Origin of the sequence: Croceitalea dokdonensis DOKDO 023 (genome assembly GCF_001306415.1) — a bacterium.
GTDB lineage: Bacteria > Bacteroidota > Bacteroidia > Flavobacteriales > Flavobacteriaceae > Croceitalea > Croceitalea dokdonensis.
In genome coordinates, this window is sequence record NZ_LDJX01000001.1 from 298,054 (window position 1) to 320,351 (window position 22,298).

The 22,298-nt window shown below is 41.8% G+C and carries 18 protein-coding genes; 7 read left to right on the top strand and 11 right to left on the bottom strand.

The annotated features are described in order from the left end of the window. Positions 1-30: 30 nt before the first annotated feature. From I595_RS01260 to I595_RS01270, 3 genes are all read right to left on the bottom strand, one after another. The gene (locus tag I595_RS01260; protein ID WP_054557573.1) at positions 31-2,130 is read right to left on the bottom strand and encodes a mucoidy inhibitor MuiA family protein; all 2,100 of its coding nucleotides are present in this window, start codon (positions 2,128-2,130) and stop codon (positions 31-33) included. Between the two features lie 107 nt (positions 2,131-2,237). Further along, positions 2,238-2,645, bottom strand: coding sequence for a thiol-disulfide oxidoreductase DCC family protein (locus tag I595_RS01265; RefSeq protein ID WP_054557574.1), 408 nt, complete (start codon positions 2,643-2,645; stop codon positions 2,238-2,240). A gap of 39 nt (positions 2,646-2,684) precedes the next feature. Beyond that, positions 2,685-4,580, bottom strand: a complete 1,896-nt coding sequence (locus tag I595_RS01270; RefSeq protein WP_054557575.1) for a tetratricopeptide repeat protein — start codon at positions 4,578-4,580, stop codon at positions 2,685-2,687. Between the two features lie 308 nt (positions 4,581-4,888). Between I595_RS01270 and I595_RS01275 the strand changes: the two genes are divergently transcribed. The 5 genes from I595_RS01275 (at position 4,889) to I595_RS01295 (ending at position 9,016) form a co-directional block, all read left to right on the top strand. Further along, entirely contained in the window at positions 4,889-5,428 is a 540-nt protein-coding gene (locus tag I595_RS01275) for a hypothetical protein (protein ID WP_054557576.1), read from the top strand. A gap of 130 nt (positions 5,429-5,558) precedes the next feature. After that, complete coding sequence (locus tag I595_RS01280; protein ID WP_172675895.1) at positions 5,559-6,047, top strand: T9SS type A sorting domain-containing protein; 489 nt, start codon at positions 5,559-5,561, stop codon at positions 6,045-6,047. Then, a complete protein-coding gene (locus I595_RS01285) occupies positions 6,044-6,697 on the top strand; it encodes a hypothetical protein (protein ID WP_054557578.1) in 654 nt (217 codons plus the stop codon). The genes I595_RS01280 and I595_RS01285 overlap by 4 nt, the downstream gene beginning before the upstream one ends. A 1-nt stretch (position 6,698) precedes the next feature. After that, positions 6,699-8,627 carry a hypothetical protein gene (locus I595_RS01290; protein ID WP_054557579.1) on the top strand — a complete coding sequence of 643 codons (1,929 nt, stop codon included), beginning with the start codon at positions 6,699-6,701 and terminating at the stop codon, positions 8,625-8,627. An 11-nt stretch (positions 8,628-8,638) separates the two neighbouring features. Continuing rightward, positions 8,639-9,016, top strand: a complete 378-nt coding sequence (locus I595_RS01295; RefSeq protein WP_054557580.1) for a hypothetical protein — start codon at positions 8,639-8,641, stop codon at positions 9,014-9,016. Positions 9,017-9,254: 238 nt separating this feature from the next. On the opposite strand, the gene I595_RS01300 is transcribed toward I595_RS01295, so the two are convergent. The 5 genes from I595_RS01300 to I595_RS17695 all read right to left on the bottom strand — a co-directional run bounded on the left by I595_RS01300 (position 9,255) and on the right by I595_RS17695 (position 18,290). Next, positions 9,255-11,426, bottom strand: coding sequence for an endonuclease MutS2 (locus I595_RS01300; protein ID WP_054557581.1), 2,172 nt, complete (start codon positions 11,424-11,426; stop codon positions 9,255-9,257). 37 nt (positions 11,427-11,463) lie between these two features. Next, positions 11,464-13,566 carry a T9SS type B sorting domain-containing protein gene (locus I595_RS01305; RefSeq protein ID WP_172675896.1) on the bottom strand — a complete coding sequence of 701 codons (2,103 nt, stop codon included), beginning with the start codon at positions 13,564-13,566 and terminating at the stop codon, positions 11,464-11,466. 93 nt (positions 13,567-13,659) lie between these two features. After that, the gene (locus tag I595_RS01310; protein WP_054557583.1) at positions 13,660-15,936 is read right to left on the bottom strand and encodes an aminotransferase class III-fold pyridoxal phosphate-dependent enzyme; all 2,277 of its coding nucleotides are present in this window, start codon (positions 15,934-15,936) and stop codon (positions 13,660-13,662) included. 3 nt (positions 15,937-15,939) lie between these two features. Beyond that, entirely contained in the window at positions 15,940-16,980 is a 1,041-nt protein-coding gene (locus I595_RS01315; RefSeq protein ID WP_054557584.1) for an N-acetyltransferase DgcN family protein, read from the bottom strand. A 272-nt stretch (positions 16,981-17,252) separates the two neighbouring features. Next, entirely contained in the window at positions 17,253-18,290 is a 1,038-nt protein-coding gene (locus I595_RS17695) for a dipeptide epimerase (protein WP_054557585.1), read from the bottom strand. A 90-nt stretch (positions 18,291-18,380) separates the two neighbouring features. On the opposite strand from I595_RS17695, the gene I595_RS01325 reads away from it, so the two are divergent. Both I595_RS01325 and I595_RS01330 read left to right on the top strand, forming a co-directional pair. Next, on the top strand, positions 18,381-19,046 hold the full coding sequence (locus tag I595_RS01325; protein WP_054557586.1) for a uracil-DNA glycosylase: 666 nt from the start codon (positions 18,381-18,383) through the stop codon (positions 19,044-19,046). A gap of 71 nt (positions 19,047-19,117) precedes the next feature. Continuing rightward, positions 19,118-19,519 (top strand): response regulator, encoded by a 402-nt coding sequence (locus I595_RS01330; protein WP_172675897.1) that lies wholly within the window; start codon positions 19,118-19,120, stop codon positions 19,517-19,519. 35 nt (positions 19,520-19,554) lie between these two features. Here I595_RS01330 and I595_RS01335 read toward each other — a convergent pair whose 3' ends face one another. The 3 genes from I595_RS01335 to I595_RS01345 are packed head-to-tail and all read right to left on the bottom strand — an operon-like array spanning position 19,555 to position 22,218. Continuing rightward, on the bottom strand, positions 19,555-20,400 hold the full coding sequence (locus I595_RS01335; RefSeq protein WP_054557588.1) for a substrate-binding domain-containing protein: 846 nt from the start codon (positions 20,398-20,400) through the stop codon (positions 19,555-19,557). Between the two features lie 14 nt (positions 20,401-20,414). Next, a complete protein-coding gene (locus I595_RS01340; protein ID WP_054557589.1) occupies positions 20,415-21,284 on the bottom strand; it encodes a nucleoside phosphorylase in 870 nt (289 codons plus the stop codon). A 1-nt stretch (position 21,285) separates the two neighbouring features. Beyond that, a complete protein-coding gene (locus tag I595_RS01345; protein ID WP_054557590.1) occupies positions 21,286-22,218 on the bottom strand; it encodes a DUF1835 domain-containing protein in 933 nt (310 codons plus the stop codon). Positions 22,219-22,298: the final 80 nt, after the last annotated feature.

The following is a 22,298-nucleotide window of genomic DNA, read 5'->3' on the forward strand; positions in this document are numbered from 1 at the left end:
ATATAAAAATTGCCCACGGAGAAGCACCACCTATAATGAAATATAACGCCCACGCGGGTATTTTACCTGAAAACCAAAGGTTTCTGTTTTAATTTCTTGAGGCATTAGGTTCAACTTCCAGGTGAGAAGTCCTTTTTTACTATCAAAATCTGCCGTATCTATCAAAATATCATCAATTTTAATGTCTTTGTTCTGGGATTTTGGTATTCTGTCCAACAACCTTAATGAAATGGCCACACCTTTATTGTTCTTCACCTCAATGACATACCTACGGTTTAGAATACGATTGTTGCCGCTAAAGGACCTGCTCTTAAAATTCCGTTCTTGCTTTCGGCTAACAGTGATATTGGGGTCAATACCTAGAGAGAGTACCATTTCTTTTTTGGTAGTGTAAGGGTCCAACACTGTTTTGCCTGCATAAGTACCCTCAAAATAAATATTGGCCTCTCCTGGCAACAATTGTAGTTTTTCCCAATCTGTAAAGCTCGTGGTCAGGAAAACATTTTCATTGACTATGGGGGCGGCAAAATATTCGTAGGAGGCAGGTAGGGCAAAGGAGTTGATTTCAATGGCAGTGATATCATTATCCGAGGGAATGTCATATGTCTTTTTTATGACAAACTCCGTTTTGGTCGCCCCCTCTACAGAATCACTTTTTTTAGTCGTGATAATGACCACTCCAGAGGTGCCTCGGCTGCCGTAAAGTGATGTGGCGTCCTCCCCTTTGAGGATATCAATACTTTGAATTTCACTGGCATCCAAATCACCCTCAGTATAGCCATCAAGGGGAACGCCATCAATAATATAAAGGGGTTGCAGTTCCTGATAATTCGCTCTGGCATTAGTTCCCCTTAGGCTAGAACTCCCCCTAATTTGTATCCCAGCTGCCCGGCCTTGAAGCAATCTTTCAGTGGTAACACTGCCAACCGCTCCGGTAATACCAGTGGAACTAGAAGTTCCATATCCCATAACCACCACCTCGTCCAAAGCACTGGCGTCTTCCTCTAAGCTTAAATTGATAATGGACGAATACAAGGGGATATCTTGATTGTGCATCCCTAGATAGGAGAAACTCAGTTCTTGTCCGTAGGGCACCTCTAATTCGTAATGGCCATCAAAATCGGTTTGTGTACCTGTTTGGGTTCCTTTTACTAAAATATTTACACCTGGTAAAGGTTGTCCGGAGGCATCTGTTACCGTTCCTGCCACCTTTTTAACACTGGGGTTGTAGGAATAACCTTTTTTCTTTTGGATATGGGAATAGCGTTTGGAATAGGCAGATGTAAAATCTAAATAATGAGTTTCCAATTTGGGTTTACTGATATTAAAGTCTGGTTTTCCCGTTGATAATACAACCCGTACACCTTCCCAATCTTTCCCCGTATTTTGGTACACATTGGCCTTATAGGCCAAGTTCAATGGTGCGTTTAGCCCCGTGGACTTGATATCGTAATTGGGTACCCATCCCGCATCGTTAACCATATATTTAAGGGTAACCTTTAAGGTTGTGGCGATAGGGGCATCAAAGGTAATGGCGATTTCCCCTTGCTGGGTATCCGGGGTGTTATTAGCCTCGGCCAGCTGTTGTTGCAAGTCTTTTATAGTTGTTTGATGCTTGTTTATCTCTAGGTTGGTCCTGAAAATTTGGTTTTTGATCGCCGTAATCCGTTCCCGGTAATAGGTACTTATTTCCTTTACCTTTTCCAGGTCCAGCGCTTGATTGTCCGTACCGACCATGCGGTTGGTGGTGATTACCTTTTCTTCCTCACTTAGCCCTGCTATTTTGTTTTTTAAAAAAGTAATGTCTTGTTGCGCAGAAGCAATTGCGTTTTCCCACGCGGTTACCTTTGGATGGCTTTCCCGTTTGTCCAAATAATTGATTTGGTACCCCATGGTTAAGATGGAAACACCATTTAAGCCGGAAACTTGAATGCTACTTTCATCAATTTTGTGTGATAGGCCTGTAAAGATGATTTCATTACTTCCTTTTGTAAGACTGCAATTGGCTGTGCGGGTGACTTGTGCACCACTGAGGTAGACCGTGACCGATTGGATGTTTGAAGCTATTGGTTTTTGAGCGGAGAATACAAAGTAGGGGAGGCAAAAGATAAAAAGATAACAAAGTTTCATTAGGATTGGTTTTTAAATTTCATCAAACCTAAGTAGATGATGACTCCGGTAAAACCAACAATTATTGAACAGGAATACGAGGCAGGTAAAAGCTACGTCTGGGTGAGTTAGGTTAAAAATTTTGCTCGAAGTTCCTTTGTAGGAACCATACAAGCCTCTTTTTTACCGTACCAATGGTATCGGTTACGCGCTACAAAATCATATATAAGATTTCTAAACCCCAAAGGAAAGAGTTTAAAAAATTTGGATAGCGTTCTATATCCTTTTAAATGGGCTCCTATCTGCAATGCCGCATCGGACTTGATATAGTAAGCCAATCCGGGTTCTATTAGAATTATGGAATCTACATTGGCCGTATCAATACCTCGTTCAGAAGTTAGTTTTTGTCCAATCTCACTTTGGAGCGCGGCATATCTAAATAGGTCGGCCGTATCATGCTTTATAATGAACTGAACAGAGCGGTCGCAAAGATTGCACACCCCATCAAACAATATGATTTTTTTACTCGCGTTCACATGGTAAAGATACCAACGGTTAACCTGCCCGCCTAAAATTTATAAGGTATTTAAGAAACTGCTTAGGTCCATTTCCTTATCCAATCCTAATTTCTTTTTGAGTCGATATTTGGATTTTAAGATACTGTCTGGCAAGACATTTAAGGTGGCCGCGATCTCTTTGGTGGTCAGGTTCATCCGCAAGAAGGCGGCCAAGCGGATTTCCTTCTCTGAAATATCTGCAGATAGGGTTTTAAGTTTTTGGTCAAAATCGTTATGGACTTCTGCAAAATAGGTTTTGAACACCTCCCAATCCTTGTCGGAGGCATTCTCTTTTTTGAGCAACATGACAATACGGCGAAACTCGGTCTTGAACTTTTCAGGGGATTTTTTAATGTTCTCCAGGTTCTCCATCAACTCTTGGATAAAGGTGTTCTTTTGCACGAGGTGCAGGGTCTGGGTGGTCAGTTCCTTTTGTTTGTGCTCGATTTCCTTTTTATAGAGTTCCTCTTGTTTTTCCCGTTCGATACGGTTCTTTTTGATGCGTTGGCGATATCCGAATATGGAGAGTCCTAACAATGCTAGTGCAGAGAACATACCTCCTGCATAAAGTCCCTTGGTTAGTTTATCGACTTTTGCTTTTTCATTCAGTGTTTTGATTACCTCTAGTTGTAGGGCGATTTCGGTTTCTTTCTTTTCGGTTTCGTAAATGGTTTTAAGTTCTTCTACTTGTCTTATTTTTTCAACTGAGCCAATGCTATCGCCAATTGCATATGAATCTTTTAAATAGGTGAGGGCTTCTTTATGGTTGCCTATTTTGTCAAGAATCTGCGATTTTAGGGCAAAAAGCTCTTTGAGCGTTATTGTCGCACCACGTGCTGTGCCAAGTTCTAACGCGTCATCCACCGTAGCTAGGGCAGATTGATAATTTCCCAATTCAAGGTCCAATTGGCTCAAGGCCTTCAACGCGTAGATGGATGGAAGGGTCAATTGCTCGGCTTCCGCAAGTTGTTTAGATTCATTAAGTACGATTCTTGCTCCTGAAAAATCCCTTTTTCGGGTAAGCACCACACCATAATTTAGGAGCGCATTCGACAAAGAACCTTTTAGATTGAACTTTCTGGAAAGCTCGATACCTTCCGAATAGAATGCTTCTGCATCGGTCAACTCGTTTTTAAGCAAATAAACCTGACCCAATGCGATAATCGTATTGGCTTCATAAATGTTGTCATTGTTTGCATTGTATATAGCCCTTGCCTTGTTATAATATTCAACTGCCAAGGATAGGTGGTTAAGCTTGCTTTCGATATCCCCAAGTTGTTTAAAGGTATCCGCTGTTCGTAATTCATCATTGATCTTTATAAAATTGTCTAGGGCAAGAAGGGATTCTTTTAAGGCCAGGTTCAAGTTCCCTTTTTCAAAATAACAGGAACCTATGGATAGGTGCGATGATGCTAAAAATTGACTTTTATAGGGCTCATCCGTGATATTTGATTCAATCTCTTCCAAGCTATTGATGAAAATCTTAAGGGCATTGTCATAGTCGCCCTGTGATTTGTAGATATCACCAATGGTAAAGTTGGCAAAAATCAACCCTCTGATTTTTTTGTTCTTTGTAAATGAGTTCTTAGCAAGAATATAATGATATAAAGCCGTGTCGTTCATACTCTTGTTATAAAAGTAATCGCCTATATGCAAATTGCCCAACCCAAATGCGAATTCAGAACCAGTACGGTGATAAATGTCCATTTCCCGATCGGCGTACCCCTTAGCCTCTTCTGGATTGGAAAACATCAATTTCTCGTGAAGCATGGTCAATAACACCACTTTGATAGAATCATTTATCGATTCTTTCTTTAATTCGGTTTTTAGGCTATCAATATGCTTTTGATTTTGGCCAAATGTAATTTGAATGCCAAATAAAAGAATGCAGCCTATGATTGTTAAAGTGTTCATTACGTATTGGATTTGTTATCAAGGTAAACAAATATTAGGTGCAATTATAACCTTTAAACAAAGCTTAGTTTAGTGCTATCTGCAAACAGTCCATCCCAAAACCTTTTACGATCCAAAAAATAATCCATGTAAATGCCTTTATTTATTGACATTAAGTAGCTTTTCAGGATTTAAAAGAATCTCTCTTGTCCATGCCCTATTTGCACACATCTAGTTACAGTTGTCCATACTTTGTCCATGGACAAAATTAGGGTTGGGATGTTTTCTGGTCTAGGTTTGGGTTGTTGAATCTTAAAAATCAAATCATTATGAAAACAATCAAAAGCAATTTAGCAAGAACATTTTTGGCAGGAATTTTAATGGCCACCGCAATCTCTTGTAGCAGTGATGAAGATGAGGTGGAACAACCCGAGCCCCAGGTAGATATCTCTTACCGAGTACAGGTTACCAAAATTAAGGCTACGGATACCTCAGGGGAGGGTAATGCTGATAATGTGGAGCTAGAAATCTTTGGCGAACTATCTTCCTCGTTAACAATTGGAACTACCGTTGATACTAGAATCCTTTGGTCCGCTGATTTAGAAAACCTTATTTCTGTAGGTCAAAATGACACCCAGCTAACAGGCACAACTACATTTACGGTTACGGAAGATGAGCTGAGTACAAGCAGTATTACCTGCTCCGGAGATTTGGACGAAAATGACGGTGGAGGTAACATACAAAACCAAGGTCAGGAATCTAGCACTTTTTCATTGGCTAATATCACGGATACCCAGGATATTGATCTTACTTTTTCTGAACCAGCGGGACAAACCGTTGTGGTCACCTTTGTAGTAACTAGACTTTAATTAAGTTCAAAAGCGGCTGGTGCCTAAAGTTGTAGATTCAACAACTTGGCATTGGTCGCTTATTGACTTTAATTATGGGAATTAGGCATAGCAAAACGCCATGTTCCATAATCTATCAAATGATAAGTCCATGAAAACACTACAATGGTTACTGGTGTTTGCCACAATTCAGTTGGTTAATTCGCAGTCTTTAAAACGCCAAACTTTAGCCTCAGCTGGTAATAGTCAACCAGTGCAAACTAGTACCGGTTCTTATTTCTTACTCCAAAGTATAGGACAGTTAGGTGTTATTAACACATTTGAGGCAAATGAAAATGAACTAAGACAGGGTTTTGTGCAGCCATTACCTGCCATTGTTTTGGGTGGAGACCCCAATGATTTGGAGATTTTGGTATACCCAAACCCTTTTGTAGACGGGGTAATCGTAAATCTGGAGAATGGGTTGGAGGGTGAAATACAAATGCAACTTTTTGATATTTCTGGAAGACTGGTCGTGGCCGACTCATTCGGGCAAACGTCTCAACTTTCTATACCCTTGACCAATCTTTCACAGGGTTCTTATTTTATGAGGTTGAGTGCCGGGGGTCAACAGCGAGTCACCCAATTGTTAAAGTTATGAAATGGTTCATAATCGTGCCTTTTTGTTTGGCATTTAACCTGTTACAAGCACAGTTTTTGTATACTGAAATTGGGCAAACCATATCTAGTTTTGACTACCAGAACTCAGCTGGCGGAACACTGGAAAACCTGCAATCAAAAAGTAATTCCTATCTCAAGGCAGGATATCAGTTTCAATTACCTGGTGATAAATTGTCCATTGCTTTGGGTGGCGTTTTGGCCAACTATGGAGCAGTGGCGAGTGATGCGCTATTGGATAATTACTTTGCTTGGGATGTTACCTATGCTGGTATTCAAACAGGATTGTCGTATGCTTTTGCCCGTTCTAGGGCCTTTGAATTTTTCTTGCAACCAACGGTTTCTTTGGAATACCTAGTGAGAGGAACGCAAACGCTTAACAATCAAGTTTTTGACCTTACTGGGGAAAATGAATTTGATAATATGTTGTTGGTGCCCCGCATTGGGGTGGGAATACAGTACCCCATATCCAATAAAGCTGCACTCTTTTTGAGCTACCATTTTGGGCGTAGTTATTCTTTGGTAAATGCTAACCCAGAGGACAATGAGAAATTAAGCATTAACATGCACAATATCGGTATCGGCCTAATCATTCAATTACCGGGCTGTAATTGTGCCTTTAATAATTTTTAACATGAAAAAAACATACTTTTTACTTATCGTATTGCTAATTACGTGCTCAAAGTCCATAGCACAGACTGAGGGCATTACGTACCAAGCGGTATTGGTGGATAACAATCCAGATGAAATTCCCGGCATTGATGTTCCATCCAGTAATATTCCCAATCAACCACTCAATGTGCGCTTTACCATTGTCAATAGTTTTGGTGACACGGAATATCAAGAAACCCAAAATACCCAAACCGATGCTTACGGTGTCATTAACCTTTTGATCGGTGAGGGAGTACCCACAGGACAAGGCTTGGGAAATTTTAATCTTATCGATTGGGATGGTCCAAAGACGCTTAATGTAGACATTGATTTGGACGCGGGCACTAATTTTAGTCCTTTTAGTAGTCAGTCGTTAACCTATGTGCCCTATGTGCGGCACCGGAATTTAATTGCTGATGGTATTACGAATCTAAACAATGATCTAAATGTAAATAACCAGAGAACAGCTTGGTTTACGGGTGACGTTAACGTAGATCAAAATACGAGGCTACAAAGACTTCGTGTTCAGGCAGATGCAGAGTTTCAAGACAGGGTGGTTATTAATGCTACATTGACTGAAACGAATCAATCCGATATTGATGCGTATCCATTGAGATTACAAGGTAGCTCCCATGGTATGGCCATTCAATTAAACCAATTCACACCTACCAGAGAACATAATTTTATGTCTTTTTGGAATGCTAACAATGAGCCTATTGGCAGAATAGAAGGATTTCAGGCAATCAGTGATGTAAGCCAGAACTTTATTCTTGAGGTTTTGTTGGATAACGAACCAAGTGAAGATGACGCTAAAGACCGTGATGATGATGATACGGCACCACCTGCTGAAGCCCCCGGTGCATTTGATATTTATTTAAATAACGATTATACGCTGAATTTGCTTCTGGAATATATGGATTTACTGGAAGCTTCTGCTACTTTCGGTGTTAATTTGGGAGCCTGCCTAGCGGGTGTTGGAATTGCAGGTGATTGTGATGATGCGGCATGGTCAGCCTTTTCCATTTTTGTTCAGGGAGTCCAAATATCTTTAACTATTGTTTACAATGAGGCCAATAGGGGAACTGCATTTGAATCTGGTGGTGCGGATTATGCGGAATGGCTAAAAAAATATGACTCCAATGAAACTTTAACCTATGGTGACGTTGTCGGGTTACGTTCCGGTGAGATATCTTCAAGATTTTTGGATGCAGATAAGTTTATGGTCATTTCGCATAACCCTATTGTTACTGGTGCCATGCCGTTGTCGGATGAGGAACACTTGCACAAAAGAGTTGCTTTTATTGGCCAAGTTCCAGTGAAAGTTCTAGGAGAAGTGAATAAAGGAGACTATATCCTCCCGTCCGGAAATGGAGATGGAATGGCCATTGCAGTGCACCCTAGCAAAATGCGGCTAAATGATTACAGGCGGATTGTTGGGGTGGCATGGGAAGCATATCAGGGTAATGATTTGTTTTCCTTTATCAATACGGCCGTAGGTATCAACGTCAATGATTTAACCCAAGAAATTACAAAAATGCAATTGCTGTTGAATGAAATACAAACCGCATTAACACAGGCCAACCCAAATTACAAGCCAACTTATTTTGACGTTGAAACTATTAGTGTTACAGAAAATGCGAAGACAACTAAATCAAAAACCCAACAGCAATTGGTATTAGAGCAGTACGGAATTGATGCGATAGCTGATAATCAACAAAAAATGGCTCAAATAAATTCCCTGATGAACCAAGAAGATTCTGAAAACCAACACTTTAAATTTTCCGATATGCCTTATTTAAAAGAAGTACTAGAGAATCCATCGGAAGAAAACCTAGCGAAATACAATGCTTATTACTCAAAAGCTTTGGAAAAATTAAAATCATTGATTGCATCTAGAACAACAAACCATTAAAAATAAAAACAATGAAAAAAATCATCTATTTACCAGTGTTACTATTACTTTTTTTAAATACCTCTTGCTCCGAAGATGATGAAGCAGAAGAAATAAGACCTAGTTTGACGGGAAGCTGGAGCGGCACTTATTCTGGTGATGATCGTGGAAATTGGACGGTGAATGTAAGCAGTACTGGTAATGTTTCTGGAACGGCAACCTCTTCGTTCACCCAAGATTCTGCTGACATCACGGGTAAGGTAAGCGATACGGGGAACTTGTCCGCTACCATTGGAATTACCGATGATCATGAGTTTTTTGGCCAATTAGGTGAAAATAATGAGGCTAGCGGTACTTGGATAGATACACAAAGGGACCAAAATGGTACTTGGACGGGAACAAAGGACTAAACACGCTTTCTTCCATTACGTTTGGATTACCCCTTTTGTACTTTAACCTTTGTGAACTACAACATATGAACTAGAGCAATTTTGAGGTACGAAAATAGGATTGAGAGGCGTTTTAAAGACTAAAATGTTAGTTCCAGACCTGTCTTATGTGAACCAAAGGCATAAATTTCACTTTTTGCTTAAGTGTGCGGTACTTGCACTGAAAAAATCTCTTAGGACAGAAAATAGGTTCCATCAACTATTTTGTTTTAGCTTCTACCAAATCTAACAACTCCACACCGACATTTGTGGTAAATAGGCCGTAGTTCACTACGGCTTTATTTTTTTCCAGTTTATCGATGGTGCCAACCGCCTTGCCATCAAAAAGGCGTACCCGATCACCAATTTTGAACACGGGTCTAGGCTTTATCTTTTCTGCCTGGATAGCTTTTTTCTTTCTGACTATTTTTTCCTTTCGAACTTTCACGATTTTTTGCTCCAGTTCATTGGCAATTTGTTTTTTCTGCACTTTTTTGGCCTTGGCCTCCTTCGCCGAGGTTTTTTTTCGCTTGCTGTTTTCGGTCTCCACGATACGTAGCAGCTCCGAAACCAAAGGACGTTTTTTGTTGTCCAAGAAATAACGCTCTGCGGCATCATTAAGTTTGTTGCCCAAATAAATCATACGTTGGTTATGGTCATACTGTTCTTGGTAATTTTCCAATTTGCTCTTGACCTTGGCATTTAATGCCTCCAATTTTTTGGCTTCCTCCCTAGCTTTGGTTTCCTCGTCCTGTAACCTGGAGCCTGTCTTGGCCATTTTACTGCGCTCCTGTTGTAATTTGGAGATAGTGGCATCAAAACGCACCTTGCCCCGATCAATTTTCTTTTTGGCTTTATTTATAAGGGAGTAGGGGATGCCGTTCTTTTGCGCTACTTCAAAAGTAAAGGAACTTCCAGCTTCACCCAATATCAGTTGGAATGTGGGTTGCAGGGTCTTATTGTCAAACCGCATATTGGCATTTGTGGCATGGGGTAGTTCGTTGGCCAATAATTTTAGGTTGGCATAATGGGTGGTGATGATCCCGTAGGCACCTCTTTCATAAAATACCTCTAAAAAAGTTTCCGCTAAGGCTCCACCTAGTTCCGGATCGGAACCTGTTCCAAACTCATCAATTAAAAATAGGGTTTTAGCATTGCACTTTTTTAAGAACTGGTTCATGTTCTTCAAGCGATAACTATAGGTGCTCAAATGGTTTTCTATGGATTGGTTGTCCCCAATGTCCGTCAGAATCTTGTCGAACAGGCATACGGTGCTACGTTCGTGAACAGGAATCAGCAGACCACTCTGCAACATCACTTGTAAGAGGCCAATGGTCTTAAGGGTGATGCTCTTCCCTCCTGCATTGGGTCCAGAGATTACAATGATTCGGTTTTCCCCATGCAAGGAGATGGTCTGTGGCCAGGTCTTTTCCTTTTTTTGCTTGTTGTTTAGATATAGCAAGGGATGATAGGCATCCTTAAAAAATAATTTGCGCTCCCCGCTCAGTTCTGGTAGGATGGCATTGAGCTCCTTTGCATATTTGGCCTTGGCGGCGGTAATGTCTATATGCGTAAAATAGTGCTGATAGTTGGACAAATCCTCTCTGTAGGGCCGTATCTCATTGGTCAATCCATTAAGGATGCGTTGTATCTCCTCTTTTTCCTCAAATTCCAAATTGCTGAGCTCTTGGGAAAATTGCAGGGTAGTTTCGGGAACGATGTAGACAATACTGCCTGTTTTTGAGGCGCCCATAACGGTACCACGTACTTTTTTGCGATACATGGCCTTAACGGCCAAAACACGACGGTTATCTACTACGGATTCCCGTATCTCATCCAAAAATTCTGAGGCTTGGTATTTGGTCATGGCCACCCCAAAACTTTGGTTGATCTTTCCCCTAACCTGATGGATACCGTAGCGTAAATTCTTTAATTCCACGGAAGCATCATCCCGTATTTCCCCAAATTTATCAATGATATTGTCTATGGATTGTGGGATATAGGTGTTTTCTTCAAACCTCTCCGTAAATGAGAACAGAAGCGGATAGTATTCTTTGAATTTTTTAAAAAAAGTTTTATGCTGGGTCAACTGTTTACATAAGGCCGCAATACGTCTAAACCCGGGGAGCTCCAGTGTTGTATTCTCAATTTTAAGGAGTTTTAGCTCCTTGTTGATATCGTCAAAACCATGGTTGGGAATCCTGTTTTCGTTGGCAAATGAGGCTAAGTACTCCGAGGTTTGCCCTAAGACCGTGGTCAATGTGTTCTGGTCTTCGTAGGGCGCAATGGCCAGCGCGGCCTCCTTGCCCAATGCTGTGTTACAACGCGCATTAAGCTGTTCCAATACGGTAGGAAACTCTAGATCTTGCAAGGTTTTGGATGGTATCTGCAACGGCCTCTTTTTATAGCAGGGCAAAGATAATAATTCACTAGCGCATTAAGGCAAAGTAACCACTGTTGGTATAGTTTTCTTGGTTGTAGGTGAAATCTACCTGAAACCAGTAGGTATCCGCGGGCATTGGTGTGCCATTGGTTAAACCGTCCCAACCTACAGCTACGGAATCACCTTTAAGTTCTGCCATCAGGCGGCCATAACGATTAAAAATTCGAAGACTTTGAATGTTTATCCCAGGGTTGATTTGAATGTTCCAGTTGTCGTTGTGAAAGTCTTGGTTAGGGGTGAAAAATTTAGGATAACCAATGATAAATAGTCTCTCTGTTACACTGGAGCAACCATTGCTATTAATTGCGGTAATACTATGTGGCCCTGCAGGCACATTAAAAAACACCCCCGTAGTATTGGATTCCAAACCGGAGAGCTCATAGGTGTATGGCCCATCCCCATTAACTGTTGCAGTAATTTTATTACTGTTGGAAAATGGTTTGGCCTCTATTTTTAACTCCACATTATCTGGTACTTCGGCCAGCCTAACACTGGTTTCCAAAGTATAACCGCAGCCAGAAAGGGAATTGGTTATGGCTAGTTTATAGGTACCCGGTTCCAAAACGGACAACATGGGAGATGTTTCCCCGTCTAGTGGTGTGTCTTCAAGGAACCATTGAAAATCAAAATCATTGGCGTTTAACCCAGAATTTATGACTACGGGACCGGTATTGGAACCATCTTTGAATTGGCAGATGGTGTAACTTTCTACCATCCCACTCTTAATAATACTGGTTGGTTTTAATTGAAAACTTTTGATGAATACGCAGGATTCAAAACCATTTATTCTCACGTAAACAGTGATTTCTTTATCAAAAATAAATATCGGAGGCAACTTGTTATCTTCATTTTCAGCATCAATTAAGGATTCATGGTAGCTTATTGCAAAGGAATCTATATCCGTAATTTCATTTTGGGACAAAGCAGCCAAATCAATAACAGCTTCAGCATTTAAGTCCCTACAAACTTCAATATCATTAAACCCTCGGTTCAACGGGGGTGAAATCAGGTTAAATTGTTGGGAACCAACGGCAAATGCACCAGTTTGTACATCGGTTAGTCTATAGTAAATGGTGTTTTCAGTTTGTGCAAATTGTATTTGGTTGTCCGTTAAGGGGTTTTCATTTTCAAGCACATTGTCCATGTCGGCAAAAAAAGTAACGGCCAAGTTGGCATTGTCCTCCAAAATCAATGGTTCGGTTTCATCTAAATTAGCCACGATTGTGCCGTCTAAATCGGTATCACAAACATAAATGGTTTGGATTGGGGGCAGGGATGGAATTTCATTTAAAACAAGCCTAAAACTGGTGGTGGCAAACTCCCCGGTATGTCTGTTTTCTAGACGGGCATAAATAGTTTGTGGATTGGAGGTGTTACCAAACAGCAAGTCTAATGGATTTATGCCACTTTCTGCCTGTATTAAGGACAAATGATAGGTTACCGTAAAATCTTCGGGATTTTGGGTGTTTAAGATGGTATTCGTATTTCTTTGGAGATTAAAAAGTTCTGTGCCGTCACCGCTGATATCATCGTTAAGAACCAGATCTTCCGGATTTCCAATGTCTATGATTGGAGGGGTACAAAATACCAATGCCCTCCAACCACTATAAGAAGTGTCGTCATTGGGTTCTGCAAAGGTGGAAGATGTTATAAAGGTAAGGGTTAAACAGCCTGTGGCATTTCCATAAGATGCCCTGAAAAATGCGGTACCGCTAAGCGCATTTGAGATGGAACCCAGTGTGCTGGCCGTTGTGTCCAGACCATCATAAATTTGCAGCACATGCGAGGCCTGTAAATCGTAATTGGTAAAGTCTATATTGATTCGCTCATTTGGGTTCTCTGGACAAATGGTTATGATGGCATTATTTCCATAGCGGTAGTTTTCAGAACTACCACCGCTATCATAAAAGTTCGCTTCACATGTAGTAACGGTCAGTTCAAATCCAGGACTATTGTTGTATCTAGGCATTATAATATCCGTAGATTGACCATGTATTTTCAAAGAAATAAAGAGGAAAAAGAACAGGTTGGGCACAACAAGGTGAAAGGCTATGGTGTTCTTGGTACCCATCACATTGTCAATCCTCATCTTTAGCTCTTTGTTCATTTGGAATGGTACAAAATAAATAGTTTTTATTAAAATATTTTGGATTGATGTTTGCTTTTAGGGAAACTATTGTGGCTAGAGAGTTGCATTAGCCATAAATGTTTTTAAAAGGTTGTCTAGCGACGTTATAACATGGTCCACATTCCCCTTGGTAAAACAAAGCGGCGGTTTGGTTTTAATGACGCTGTCATCAGGGCCATCCGTGCTGATTAGGATATGTCGCTTTCGAAATTCATTTTTGATATACTGGGCAAGGTGGTTATAGGTGTTTTTGGTATTGGGATGAACAATATCAATACCCAAGAAGAGCCCGGAACCCCTAACGTCCCCAATGACGGGATGTTTTTGTTGTAAGTGCCTTAGTTGCTCCAAGTAGTACGTTCCAACAGCTTGTGCGTTTTCTTGTAATCCTTCTTTTGCGATGACCTCCAAGACCGCTAAGCCAACCGCGCAAGAAACGGGGTTGCCCCCAAAAGAACTAAAAAACTCTACCCCCTTTTCAAAGGATTCGGCAACCGCATCTGTGCAGACAACAGCCCCAATGGGGTGACCATTGCCCATAGGTTTGCCTAAAATCAAAATATCGGGAACCACCCCATGGGTTTGAAAGCCCCAAAAATGGGTTCCCAAACGTCCAAAACCCGTTTGCACCTCATCCGCAATGCATAAACCTCCCTTAGACCGAATAATGGGGTATACTTCCTTTAGATACCCCTCCGCAAGTGGTACCTGTCCGCCACAGCCTACGATAGACTCTGCAATAAAGGCCGCTATATTACTCTGGTTGCGCAATGCTTCCTGCAGGGCTAAGGCATATTTCTTTCCTGCTTTTTTGTCTTGAAAATCACCTCGATAGGTATCGGGGAGCGGCACCTTAATGACATTGGAAGGCTGTCCGTTTCCTTTTGGATGGTTGAATTTATAGTCACTAACGGCTATGCTTTGTTCGGTGTTTCCGTGGTAACCATGTTCCAATACCACCATCTTGTCTTTTTGGGTATGAGCTTTTGCCATCCGAACCGCCAAATCACTGGCAGCGCTGCCAGAATTTACAAAGAACACCTTATTGAGTGGTTTGGGGCACTTTTCCAGCAGTTTTTCTGCGTATTCGGCCAATTGGTCGTACAGGTATCGGGTATTGGTATTTAGTGTTTCCATTTGTTTTTGGGCCGCTTCTACCACTAGGGGGTGACAATGCCCTACGTGGGGAATGTTATTGTAGGCGTCCAGAAAGGTATTTCCCACTTTATCGTACATGTACTGAAAGGCCGCAGCGTGCATGGCTATCGGACGTTGATAACTCACGGAAAGGATGGGACTGATATGCCGGTTTCGGCGCTGTAAGTCTGATGTTACGTCTGCTAATTCCATACTTGGAATGCCAATAGCGGCTTTGAACCCAGCGGTGACCTTAATGGGATTTAAGGTTAACCAATGATTTAACATATCCCACGCATATTTCTCACTTACATAGGTATATGTATTTTTAGGTTGTTGGTGTTTTGCAAAGGCAGAATTGCAGATACTGGTACATAGGCGCGCTGCAATGAGATCATATAGCAACGCTGCTTCGTGTTCCAATATTGGGCTAATGTCATGGTACCCCTTGAGCACTTCAATGGCCCAAGGTAACGGTTCTTTTTTATCATAGGCCATATAGGTCATGGCTATGGCCACCTCGTTAATCAAGGGTGCATGGGTAAGGTCCCCAAAATCTATTAATCCAGAAACTTCCCCGTCCTTCGCCAAAACATTCCATTCGTTGGCATCATTATGAATGATTTGTTTCCTCAACTTTGGGATGTTTGGCCGGACATGCCTTTTAAAACGTTGAAAAAAGTAACTTAACTTACTGCGGTCATGAACATTTGGAACATACCGCAAATAGGCTTGGTTCAGTTCAAAATGTTGTAAATCCCAAGGCCAGGCCCTGGCTTGGAGGGCGTAACTTTTTAAAGGAGCAATGGTGGTATTGAGTGCTGCCATAGCCCCACCCAATTTCCTTGCCGTTTCTTTACCATAGGTGGTATCGCCCAAAAAAGTTCCCTCAATAAAAGTGAGTAATCTACAAATAAAGATTTCATGCTCAATGGTTATTTTTTTTACATAGGTACCATCCTTAAATGGTATGGGTTTGGGGATGCTAAGGGTTTTAATGGGTTCAAGGGCCAATAATACCTCATTCTCCGACAACAGGGTATCGTAGACTGATTCAGAAAAGGGATAGGTCTTAAAAACATACTTCTTGGCACCGTCAGTCACCTTATAATTCTTGTTGTCATAACCCTCCAACGGCTGCATTTGTGGATTATTGAACCCGAATTCCTTTGTCAAAATAGTTTTGAGTTCCATGGATTAATTGTTCAAAATTGCGTTTACCAGAGGCTCCGTACCAAACCTAACAACATCGGCGGTAGGCAGGCCCGTAACCGCTGCAATAGTGCTTATTTTTTCTTTTGCAGTTTCCTCATGGAGTCCTACCGTATTTAAAGCAATACCTATGGTCTTTGCGGGATGTTGGGTTCCGCATACGCCTGCAACCGCCTCATTCAATGCAATAAACTCTGGCAAAGGGGGTATTTTAATATGGGAAACTGGCGCACGTAAATGGGTAAATGCTGCTTTATGGCATAAAATTAAATGTGTGGGCTGGGAACCGCGCATTAAGGGCAAACTGGCCGTGCTGCCCGGATGGGCCAGAGAACCCTGTCCTTCAATGATAATGATATCCTTGTCTGCTTGTTCCAGTACGGCTTGTTCCACAGCGCCAGCAGCCTGGTCTACCTTTATAGCATCCAAAGGAATGCCATTACCCATTAAAGTGATGCCAATTTGGCCTGTAGGAACAAAACCTACCTTGATTCCCTTGGTTTTTAATGCTGCGTATAGTTCAAGGCCTGCCGTCATTTTACCTGCCGCCATATCCGTTCCTACCATCAACAACCTTTTATTGGTGAGGGCAGCTGCCTTTGCAGATGCAATAGGGTAGGAGGGCGCTGGTTTACGAACGTCCCAAATCTGCTGATGTTTATGTTGGATAAGATGGCCAAAGCGCGCATTTAAATCGTCGTGTAGGCCATTGATCAACGATAGTCCCTTTTGTAGGGCCAGGGAAATTGGCGCATCCCATGCTGACGGAAACCGACCGCCCGAAGGTGCTATGCCCAAGACTAAAATCTCGCCACCCATGGCTACCGCCTCTTCAACCGATGAGACCACTGGAATGGAATAGGGTAGCCCTACGGCGTCCTTTACGGACATACCGGCATAATGGGAATCCACCACACACACAATGGGATGTTTGGAAAAGCGCATCAGACCATATCCCATTTTACCGGAATCGTTATCCAGAGCACCTTCCATGTAAATGCAAAGTTTTTTATCGGTTGTAATCATGAGGTTCCCTTTTTTTAATAATGTAAAGCCATGGTCAAGAAACGTAAAAAAGAAGTATTCAATGGATTTTGTTGCTTCATTTTGCTTAACAGTGGCTTTTTACAAATGGCAAAACATAACTATTTTATGAAGTCTTACGTTTTCCACTAACTGTTTCTGTACTTTCTACACTGCCATCTTCAATCCTTTTTCCTTTTCTCATCTTTTTTTCCTTGTGCTTTCTCCCGTCCAGCTACTTTGTTTTCCAAAATCAGCACTATTTTCTTACGTCTTTAATCCTTAAATCGTCCTCCGTGTCCGGGCACATCTAAAGGCATGGTAATTTCATTGATCAATGGGGCCCCTTCACAAGGATCGGGATTTAGATTTAAATGGGAATCTAGGTCAATATGGTCCAAGGCTCCAGAAACGGCGGCGCCAGCAGCAATTGAGATGGATGATTCCCCCATACATCCTATCATGGTTTGCAACCCAAAGGCTTTTGCTGTGGCAATGATGCGCAAGGCACCTGTGATTCCCCCACATTTCATCAATTTCATGTTCACCCCGTCCACCGCATTTGCCCACTTGGGGATGTCGGTCGCAAAACGACAAGATTCGTCCACAAAAATGGGTAAGGGCCTGTTTTTATATAACTGTGGGAGGTCGTATTCCTGTCCTTCTTTAAGGGGTTGCTCCACATAATCACAGTGGCGTTCAGAAAGCCATTGCATCATATGCTTGGCTTCATCTAGGGACCATCCCCCGTTGGCATCGATTCTAATGGCGATGGGCTGTTTTTTATGGTAGTTCAACACTTCTTGATACATGGCCTTGTCTGCTTCAATGCCCTCATTACTGCCCAGCTTTACCTTTAGGGTACGGATGTTCATGTCTTTCAAAATAAGCGGAAGACGCTCTTTGGCCTCCTCTGGAGACATAATGCCAAGGGTAATGGAGGTGGGGTGTGTTGGTTTGGCAAAACCCAAAAGATGGTATAGGGGCATTTGGGCCTTTTTTGCCTTTAGGTCCCATAAAGCCATATCCAAAGCGGCCATGGCACAGGGCGCAACCCCATGCGCCAGCGCCTTGTCGTAGGTGTTTTGAACGGAACTTAAGTCTTTATGGTTTGTAAGAAATAACGCTAGTTGTTGTTGTGCCTCGTCTGGTGTGGCAGCTCCTTCAGATGTCCCGGGCGACACTTCCCCAATCCCAGCATGCTCACCATCGGTAACCTGCACAAATAAGTTGGTCTGGCCATCACGTACCCCTCGGCTGATTCTAAGGGGAAATAATTTTTTTAAATACACCTGCTTAAAGGAAACTTCCATAAGTTTATTTGCTTACCCTAAAGTATTGGAAATTCATGGGGAATTCAAAAAATAAATACCATTCCGTTATTTTTACCAAAAATGGTCAAGATGATGGTAAACATAGCACCAAGTTGGAAGGAGAAATTGGCGGGAGAATTTGAGAAGCCATACTTTAAAAACTTGACTGATTTTATCCGTCAGGAATACCGGAACCATCAGTGTTATCCTGGCGGGAAGGAAATTTTTGCCGCTTTTGACCACTGCCCATTTGAGAAAACCAGAGTCGTAATCATAGGCCAAGACCCCTATCATGGACCTAACCAAGCCAATGGATTGTGCTTTTCCGTGAAAGACGGGGTTCCGCACCCACCATCCTTAATCAATATTTTTAAGGAAATTGAATCGGATTTGGGTCTGCCTTATCCAAAAAGTGGAAACTTGGAACGTTGGGCAAAGCAAGGTGTATTGTTGCTCAATGCCACGTTGACGGTGAGGGCCCACAGGCCAGGAAGCCATCAAAACCAAGGATGGGAGCAGTTTACCGATACCGTGATACAAACCCTCTCCCAAGAATCGGAGAAAGTCGTGTTTCTGCTATGGGGCGGATTTGCCAAAAAAAAGAAGAGACTTATAGACGAGTCAAAACATGTTATCCTAACATCGGGACATCCATCACCCTTAAGTGCAAACCGGGGGTACTGGTTTGGAAATAAACATTTTAGCCAAACAAATAACATTCTCAGAAAGCGTAAAACCCCACAAATAGCGTGGTAATCGCCGAAATAGATAATATATTAACAAGAAATATACTACTTTTGCAGCGGTAAAAATAATTAGTGGTAGGGGTGGGGTTATTAAAGTCAGTTTTATTGGTAGATGATGATGAAACAACCAACTTTTTAAATTCCTTGTTCCTGAACCAGGTGGACTCTTCTTTAGAGGTTAACCTTGTAAGTAACGGACAGGAGGCCCTTTCCTTTTTAAAACAACATGGCCCCGATATTTTGCCCTGTCTCATTATATTGGACACCAATATGCCGGTACTGGACGGTTGGGGTTTTTTGGATAGGTATCCAATGGACATTGACGCATCGGTTAGGAAAAAAATTAAAATCGTCATGATAACTGCCGTGGATACGGATGTGGTTGTGGCCAATGCCATGAAAAATCCCTATGTTGACGATACGGCCCAAAAACCATTATCCGATATTACATTTAAGAAGCTGATAGATAAGCATTTCAGGTGATTGAGCTAAAGAAGTGGTACCTGCCGGAAGCAGGGCTATGCGATTACATCACTGTGGGGTAGTATTTGTTTGATGAGCCCAAGGGAATACAGCCGTTGTTGCACTTGGTCCAATGCCTGTTCCGTTAATTGCGCTTGGCCCCACTCCGTTATGGACAACCACTCTTTTACATCTGCCAGCCTTTGTCCATACCTATTGGCAATGGTGCGATCAATACTGGGTATTTTTTTAAATTCCGAGGTGTAGGTATGAATAACTTCCAAAATATGGTGCAATACATTTTGGTGATGTTTTAAAAACCTTTGGGTCGCAGCAATCACAAAACAAGGCCATGGGGTAGGGCAGTCTGCCAACCTTCTAAAGGTGCGGTTGTCCACCAAGGGTTTGGTGGTAAACCGTTCCCACATAAAATAATCGGCCTTCCCTTGGGTAAGTGCCGCGACCGCACCATCCAAGTGATGTACAACTTCAAATTTTAACTTCTCCGTATCCCATTGTTGATTTTGGGCGTTGACGTAGGCCATGAGGTGGCTGCCACTGCCAAAACGACTAATAGCGGCTTTAGTGTCCTTTAATTGCTCCAGCGATTGGTAGGGGCTATGGAAACCAACGTGAATGCCCCATAATAATGGGGTTTTAATATATTCCTGTACAATTTTCGCTGCATTGCCATCATGAATACTTTTTACGATACCTTCAGTAAGTATGATGGCCAAATCCGTGTCCCCATCCTTAAGCATTTGCGCCATACGTCCTGTACCTTCCGGTATATCCTTCCAAACCAAATCAATACCACGGTTGGCAAAAGCCCCCTCTTCAATGGCCATATGCCATGGCAGGTTAAAATGTTCTGGTACGCCTATAATATTCACTTTTTTCATGTAGATGGATAGGTTTAAGCCGTAATGGCATGTAAACAGTATTGAATTAAGGAATTCATGGATGCCGCAGGATTTTTCGAAAACATCCCCGTAGTTCTATTGGCAAGAATGACGTTCATGGAGATGGCTTTATGCCCTAGGAGTGCGGACAGGCCGTAAATGGCCGCAGTTTCCATTTCCAAATTGGTCAAACGCATATGTTCAAACCTGAAACTGCCCAGTTTTTCATGAAAATCGGTTACCCCATTTTGGAGCCGTAATGTTCTGCCCTGAGGTCCATAAAACCCAGCATTGGTAACGGTTACACCCAATCGTATACGATTTGAAACCAACTTTTCCTTCAAGGAATCATCACACTTAAAGACGTAAGGGGCAATGTTTTTTTCTTGCCATCCTAAATGGGCCGTCAATGCCTCTTGAAAAGTAGTTTCTGGGGTTGCGGCAACATCATAAAAATGCAGCAGGCCGTCCAGTCCAATCCCGTATTCGCTCATCAGAAATGAATCTATTGCAATATCTGTTTGTATCGCACCGGAGGTGCCAATACGTACGAATTCCAATGCGGTTAAACTAGGTTTTACATTGCGGGTACCTAAATCTATATTGACAAGGGCATCGAGCTCATTAAGCACAATGTCAATATTATCCGTGCCAATTCCGGTGGAAACCACAGATATCCTTTTATGGTTATACCATCCGGTATGGGTTAAGAATTCCCTTTTTCCTTTTTTAAGTTCGATGCGGTCAAAATATGCGGAAACCTTAGCAACCCTATCGGGGTCTCCCACTAAAATAATGGTGGAGGCAATATCCTCTGGAAGTAAATTTAAATGGTAAATACTGCCATCAGCATTTAAAATGAGCTCAGAAGCAGCCAGTGCCATACTACAATTTTAAAATACGGTCTGTCTGGCTATTGTAAAGAAAATTATATTTTAAAGCTCCGCCCAAGTACGTTTCATTATTTCGTAACAAAGCGTAATAATTGGTGCGCTCCTCCAATACTTCTTTGCCTTTTTTGGAAATCCTAACCGGGTTTAAAGAGGAGAATAGCGGTTTTAATGAGGTGATTATCCTATCATACTGCGTATCACCATAACCATAGGCGTTTGGAGTGCTTAATATGGTGCTGATAAGTTCTCTTTTGTTTTTAGCTTGGGTTTCCATGCCAAGCTGAAGAATATCCGATTCTATTTGATCAAGCCCATTACTTATTTTAGGAAAGCGTTTTAGATGGGCCTCAATGGCAGCGGAAAGGTATTGAAAACGGGAATTATCCGTCTCCGTAAGGTTTTCCAAACGAATGGGATTATCGCTGCAATACAATTGCCATACATAGTCCGCATATTCAATATCATCCTGGCTTAACACCTGCTTTTCGTCATACAAGTGCATTAATTGAGCTTCGGTAAGTTCATTGAGTGCGTAAAGATGGTCGGTATTATCCTCTTTACCGCTGCAGACCAGAGAAATCTCGGCATGGCGCCTGTGCGTTTTTAACCAGCTGATAACTGCAAGCATGTTGATTTGGCAGAATAGATCATATTCAAACCAAAGCACAATCTTATCGTGTTGTTTGTAATTACAGAGGGAGCGGTACTCCTTTAAGGTTTTTTCAATAAACCAAGATTTGGAAACCTTATAGTTTTTGTTCAAAAATTCAAAGCGGGTTTTCCAAAAAGATTCGCTGCCTACGGTGCTTATGGTTTTGCCCTCACACAGCATTTCACGCCAGGTGATAATGTCCCCTTGTATGGGCAATTGCTTTAGCCTTTCCGTAAAACTGTCCCCATTGGTAATATGAAGTAGTCCTTTCATTTTAGCGCTTGTTTAGTTAGGTTGGTAAGCTAAAGTAAGCTTTAAACAAAAAAAACAAAAATAAATTTTCCCAAAGCTGA

Excerpts from the sequence above, each read along its gene's own strand:
- I595_RS01305 (WP_172675896.1), bottom strand. The coding sequence starts at position 13,566 with ATGAGGATTGACAATGTGATGGGTACCAAGAACACCATAGCCTTTCAC.
- I595_RS01275 (WP_054557576.1), top strand. The coding sequence starts at position 4,889 with ATGAAAACAATCAAAAGCAATTTAGCAAGAACATTTTTGGCAGGAATT.
- I595_RS01325 (WP_054557586.1), top strand. The coding sequence starts at position 18,381 with ATGATGGTAAACATAGCACCAAGTTGGAAGGAGAAATTGGCGGGAGAA.
- I595_RS01280 (WP_172675895.1), top strand. The coding sequence starts at position 5,559 with ATGAAAACACTACAATGGTTACTGGTGTTTGCCACAATTCAGTTGGTT.
- I595_RS01345 (WP_054557590.1), bottom strand. The coding sequence starts at position 22,218 with ATGAAAGGACTACTTCATATTACCAATGGGGACAGTTTTACGGAAAGG.
- I595_RS01260 (WP_054557573.1), bottom strand. The coding sequence starts at position 2,130 with ATGAAACTTTGTTATCTTTTTATCTTTTGCCTCCCCTACTTTGTATTC.
- I595_RS17695 (WP_054557585.1), bottom strand. The coding sequence starts at position 18,290 with ATGGAAGTTTCCTTTAAGCAGGTGTATTTAAAAAAATTATTTCCCCTT.
- I595_RS01335 (WP_054557588.1), bottom strand. The coding sequence starts at position 20,400 with ATGAAAAAAGTGAATATTATAGGCGTACCAGAACATTTTAACCTGCCA.
- I595_RS01285 (WP_054557578.1), top strand. The coding sequence starts at position 6,044 with ATGAAATGGTTCATAATCGTGCCTTTTTGTTTGGCATTTAACCTGTTA.
- I595_RS01295 (WP_054557580.1), top strand. The coding sequence starts at position 8,639 with ATGAAAAAAATCATCTATTTACCAGTGTTACTATTACTTTTTTTAAAT.
- I595_RS01310 (WP_054557583.1), bottom strand. The coding sequence starts at position 15,936 with ATGGAACTCAAAACTATTTTGACAAAGGAATTCGGGTTCAATAATCCA.
- I595_RS01290 (WP_054557579.1), top strand. The coding sequence starts at position 6,699 with ATGAAAAAAACATACTTTTTACTTATCGTATTGCTAATTACGTGCTCA.
- I595_RS01315 (WP_054557584.1), bottom strand. The coding sequence starts at position 16,980 with ATGATTACAACCGATAAAAAACTTTGCATTTACATGGAAGGTGCTCTG.
- I595_RS01340 (WP_054557589.1), bottom strand. The coding sequence starts at position 21,284 with ATGGCACTGGCTGCTTCTGAGCTCATTTTAAATGCTGATGGCAGTATT.
- I595_RS01270 (WP_054557575.1), bottom strand. The coding sequence starts at position 4,580 with ATGAACACTTTAACAATCATAGGCTGCATTCTTTTATTTGGCATTCAA.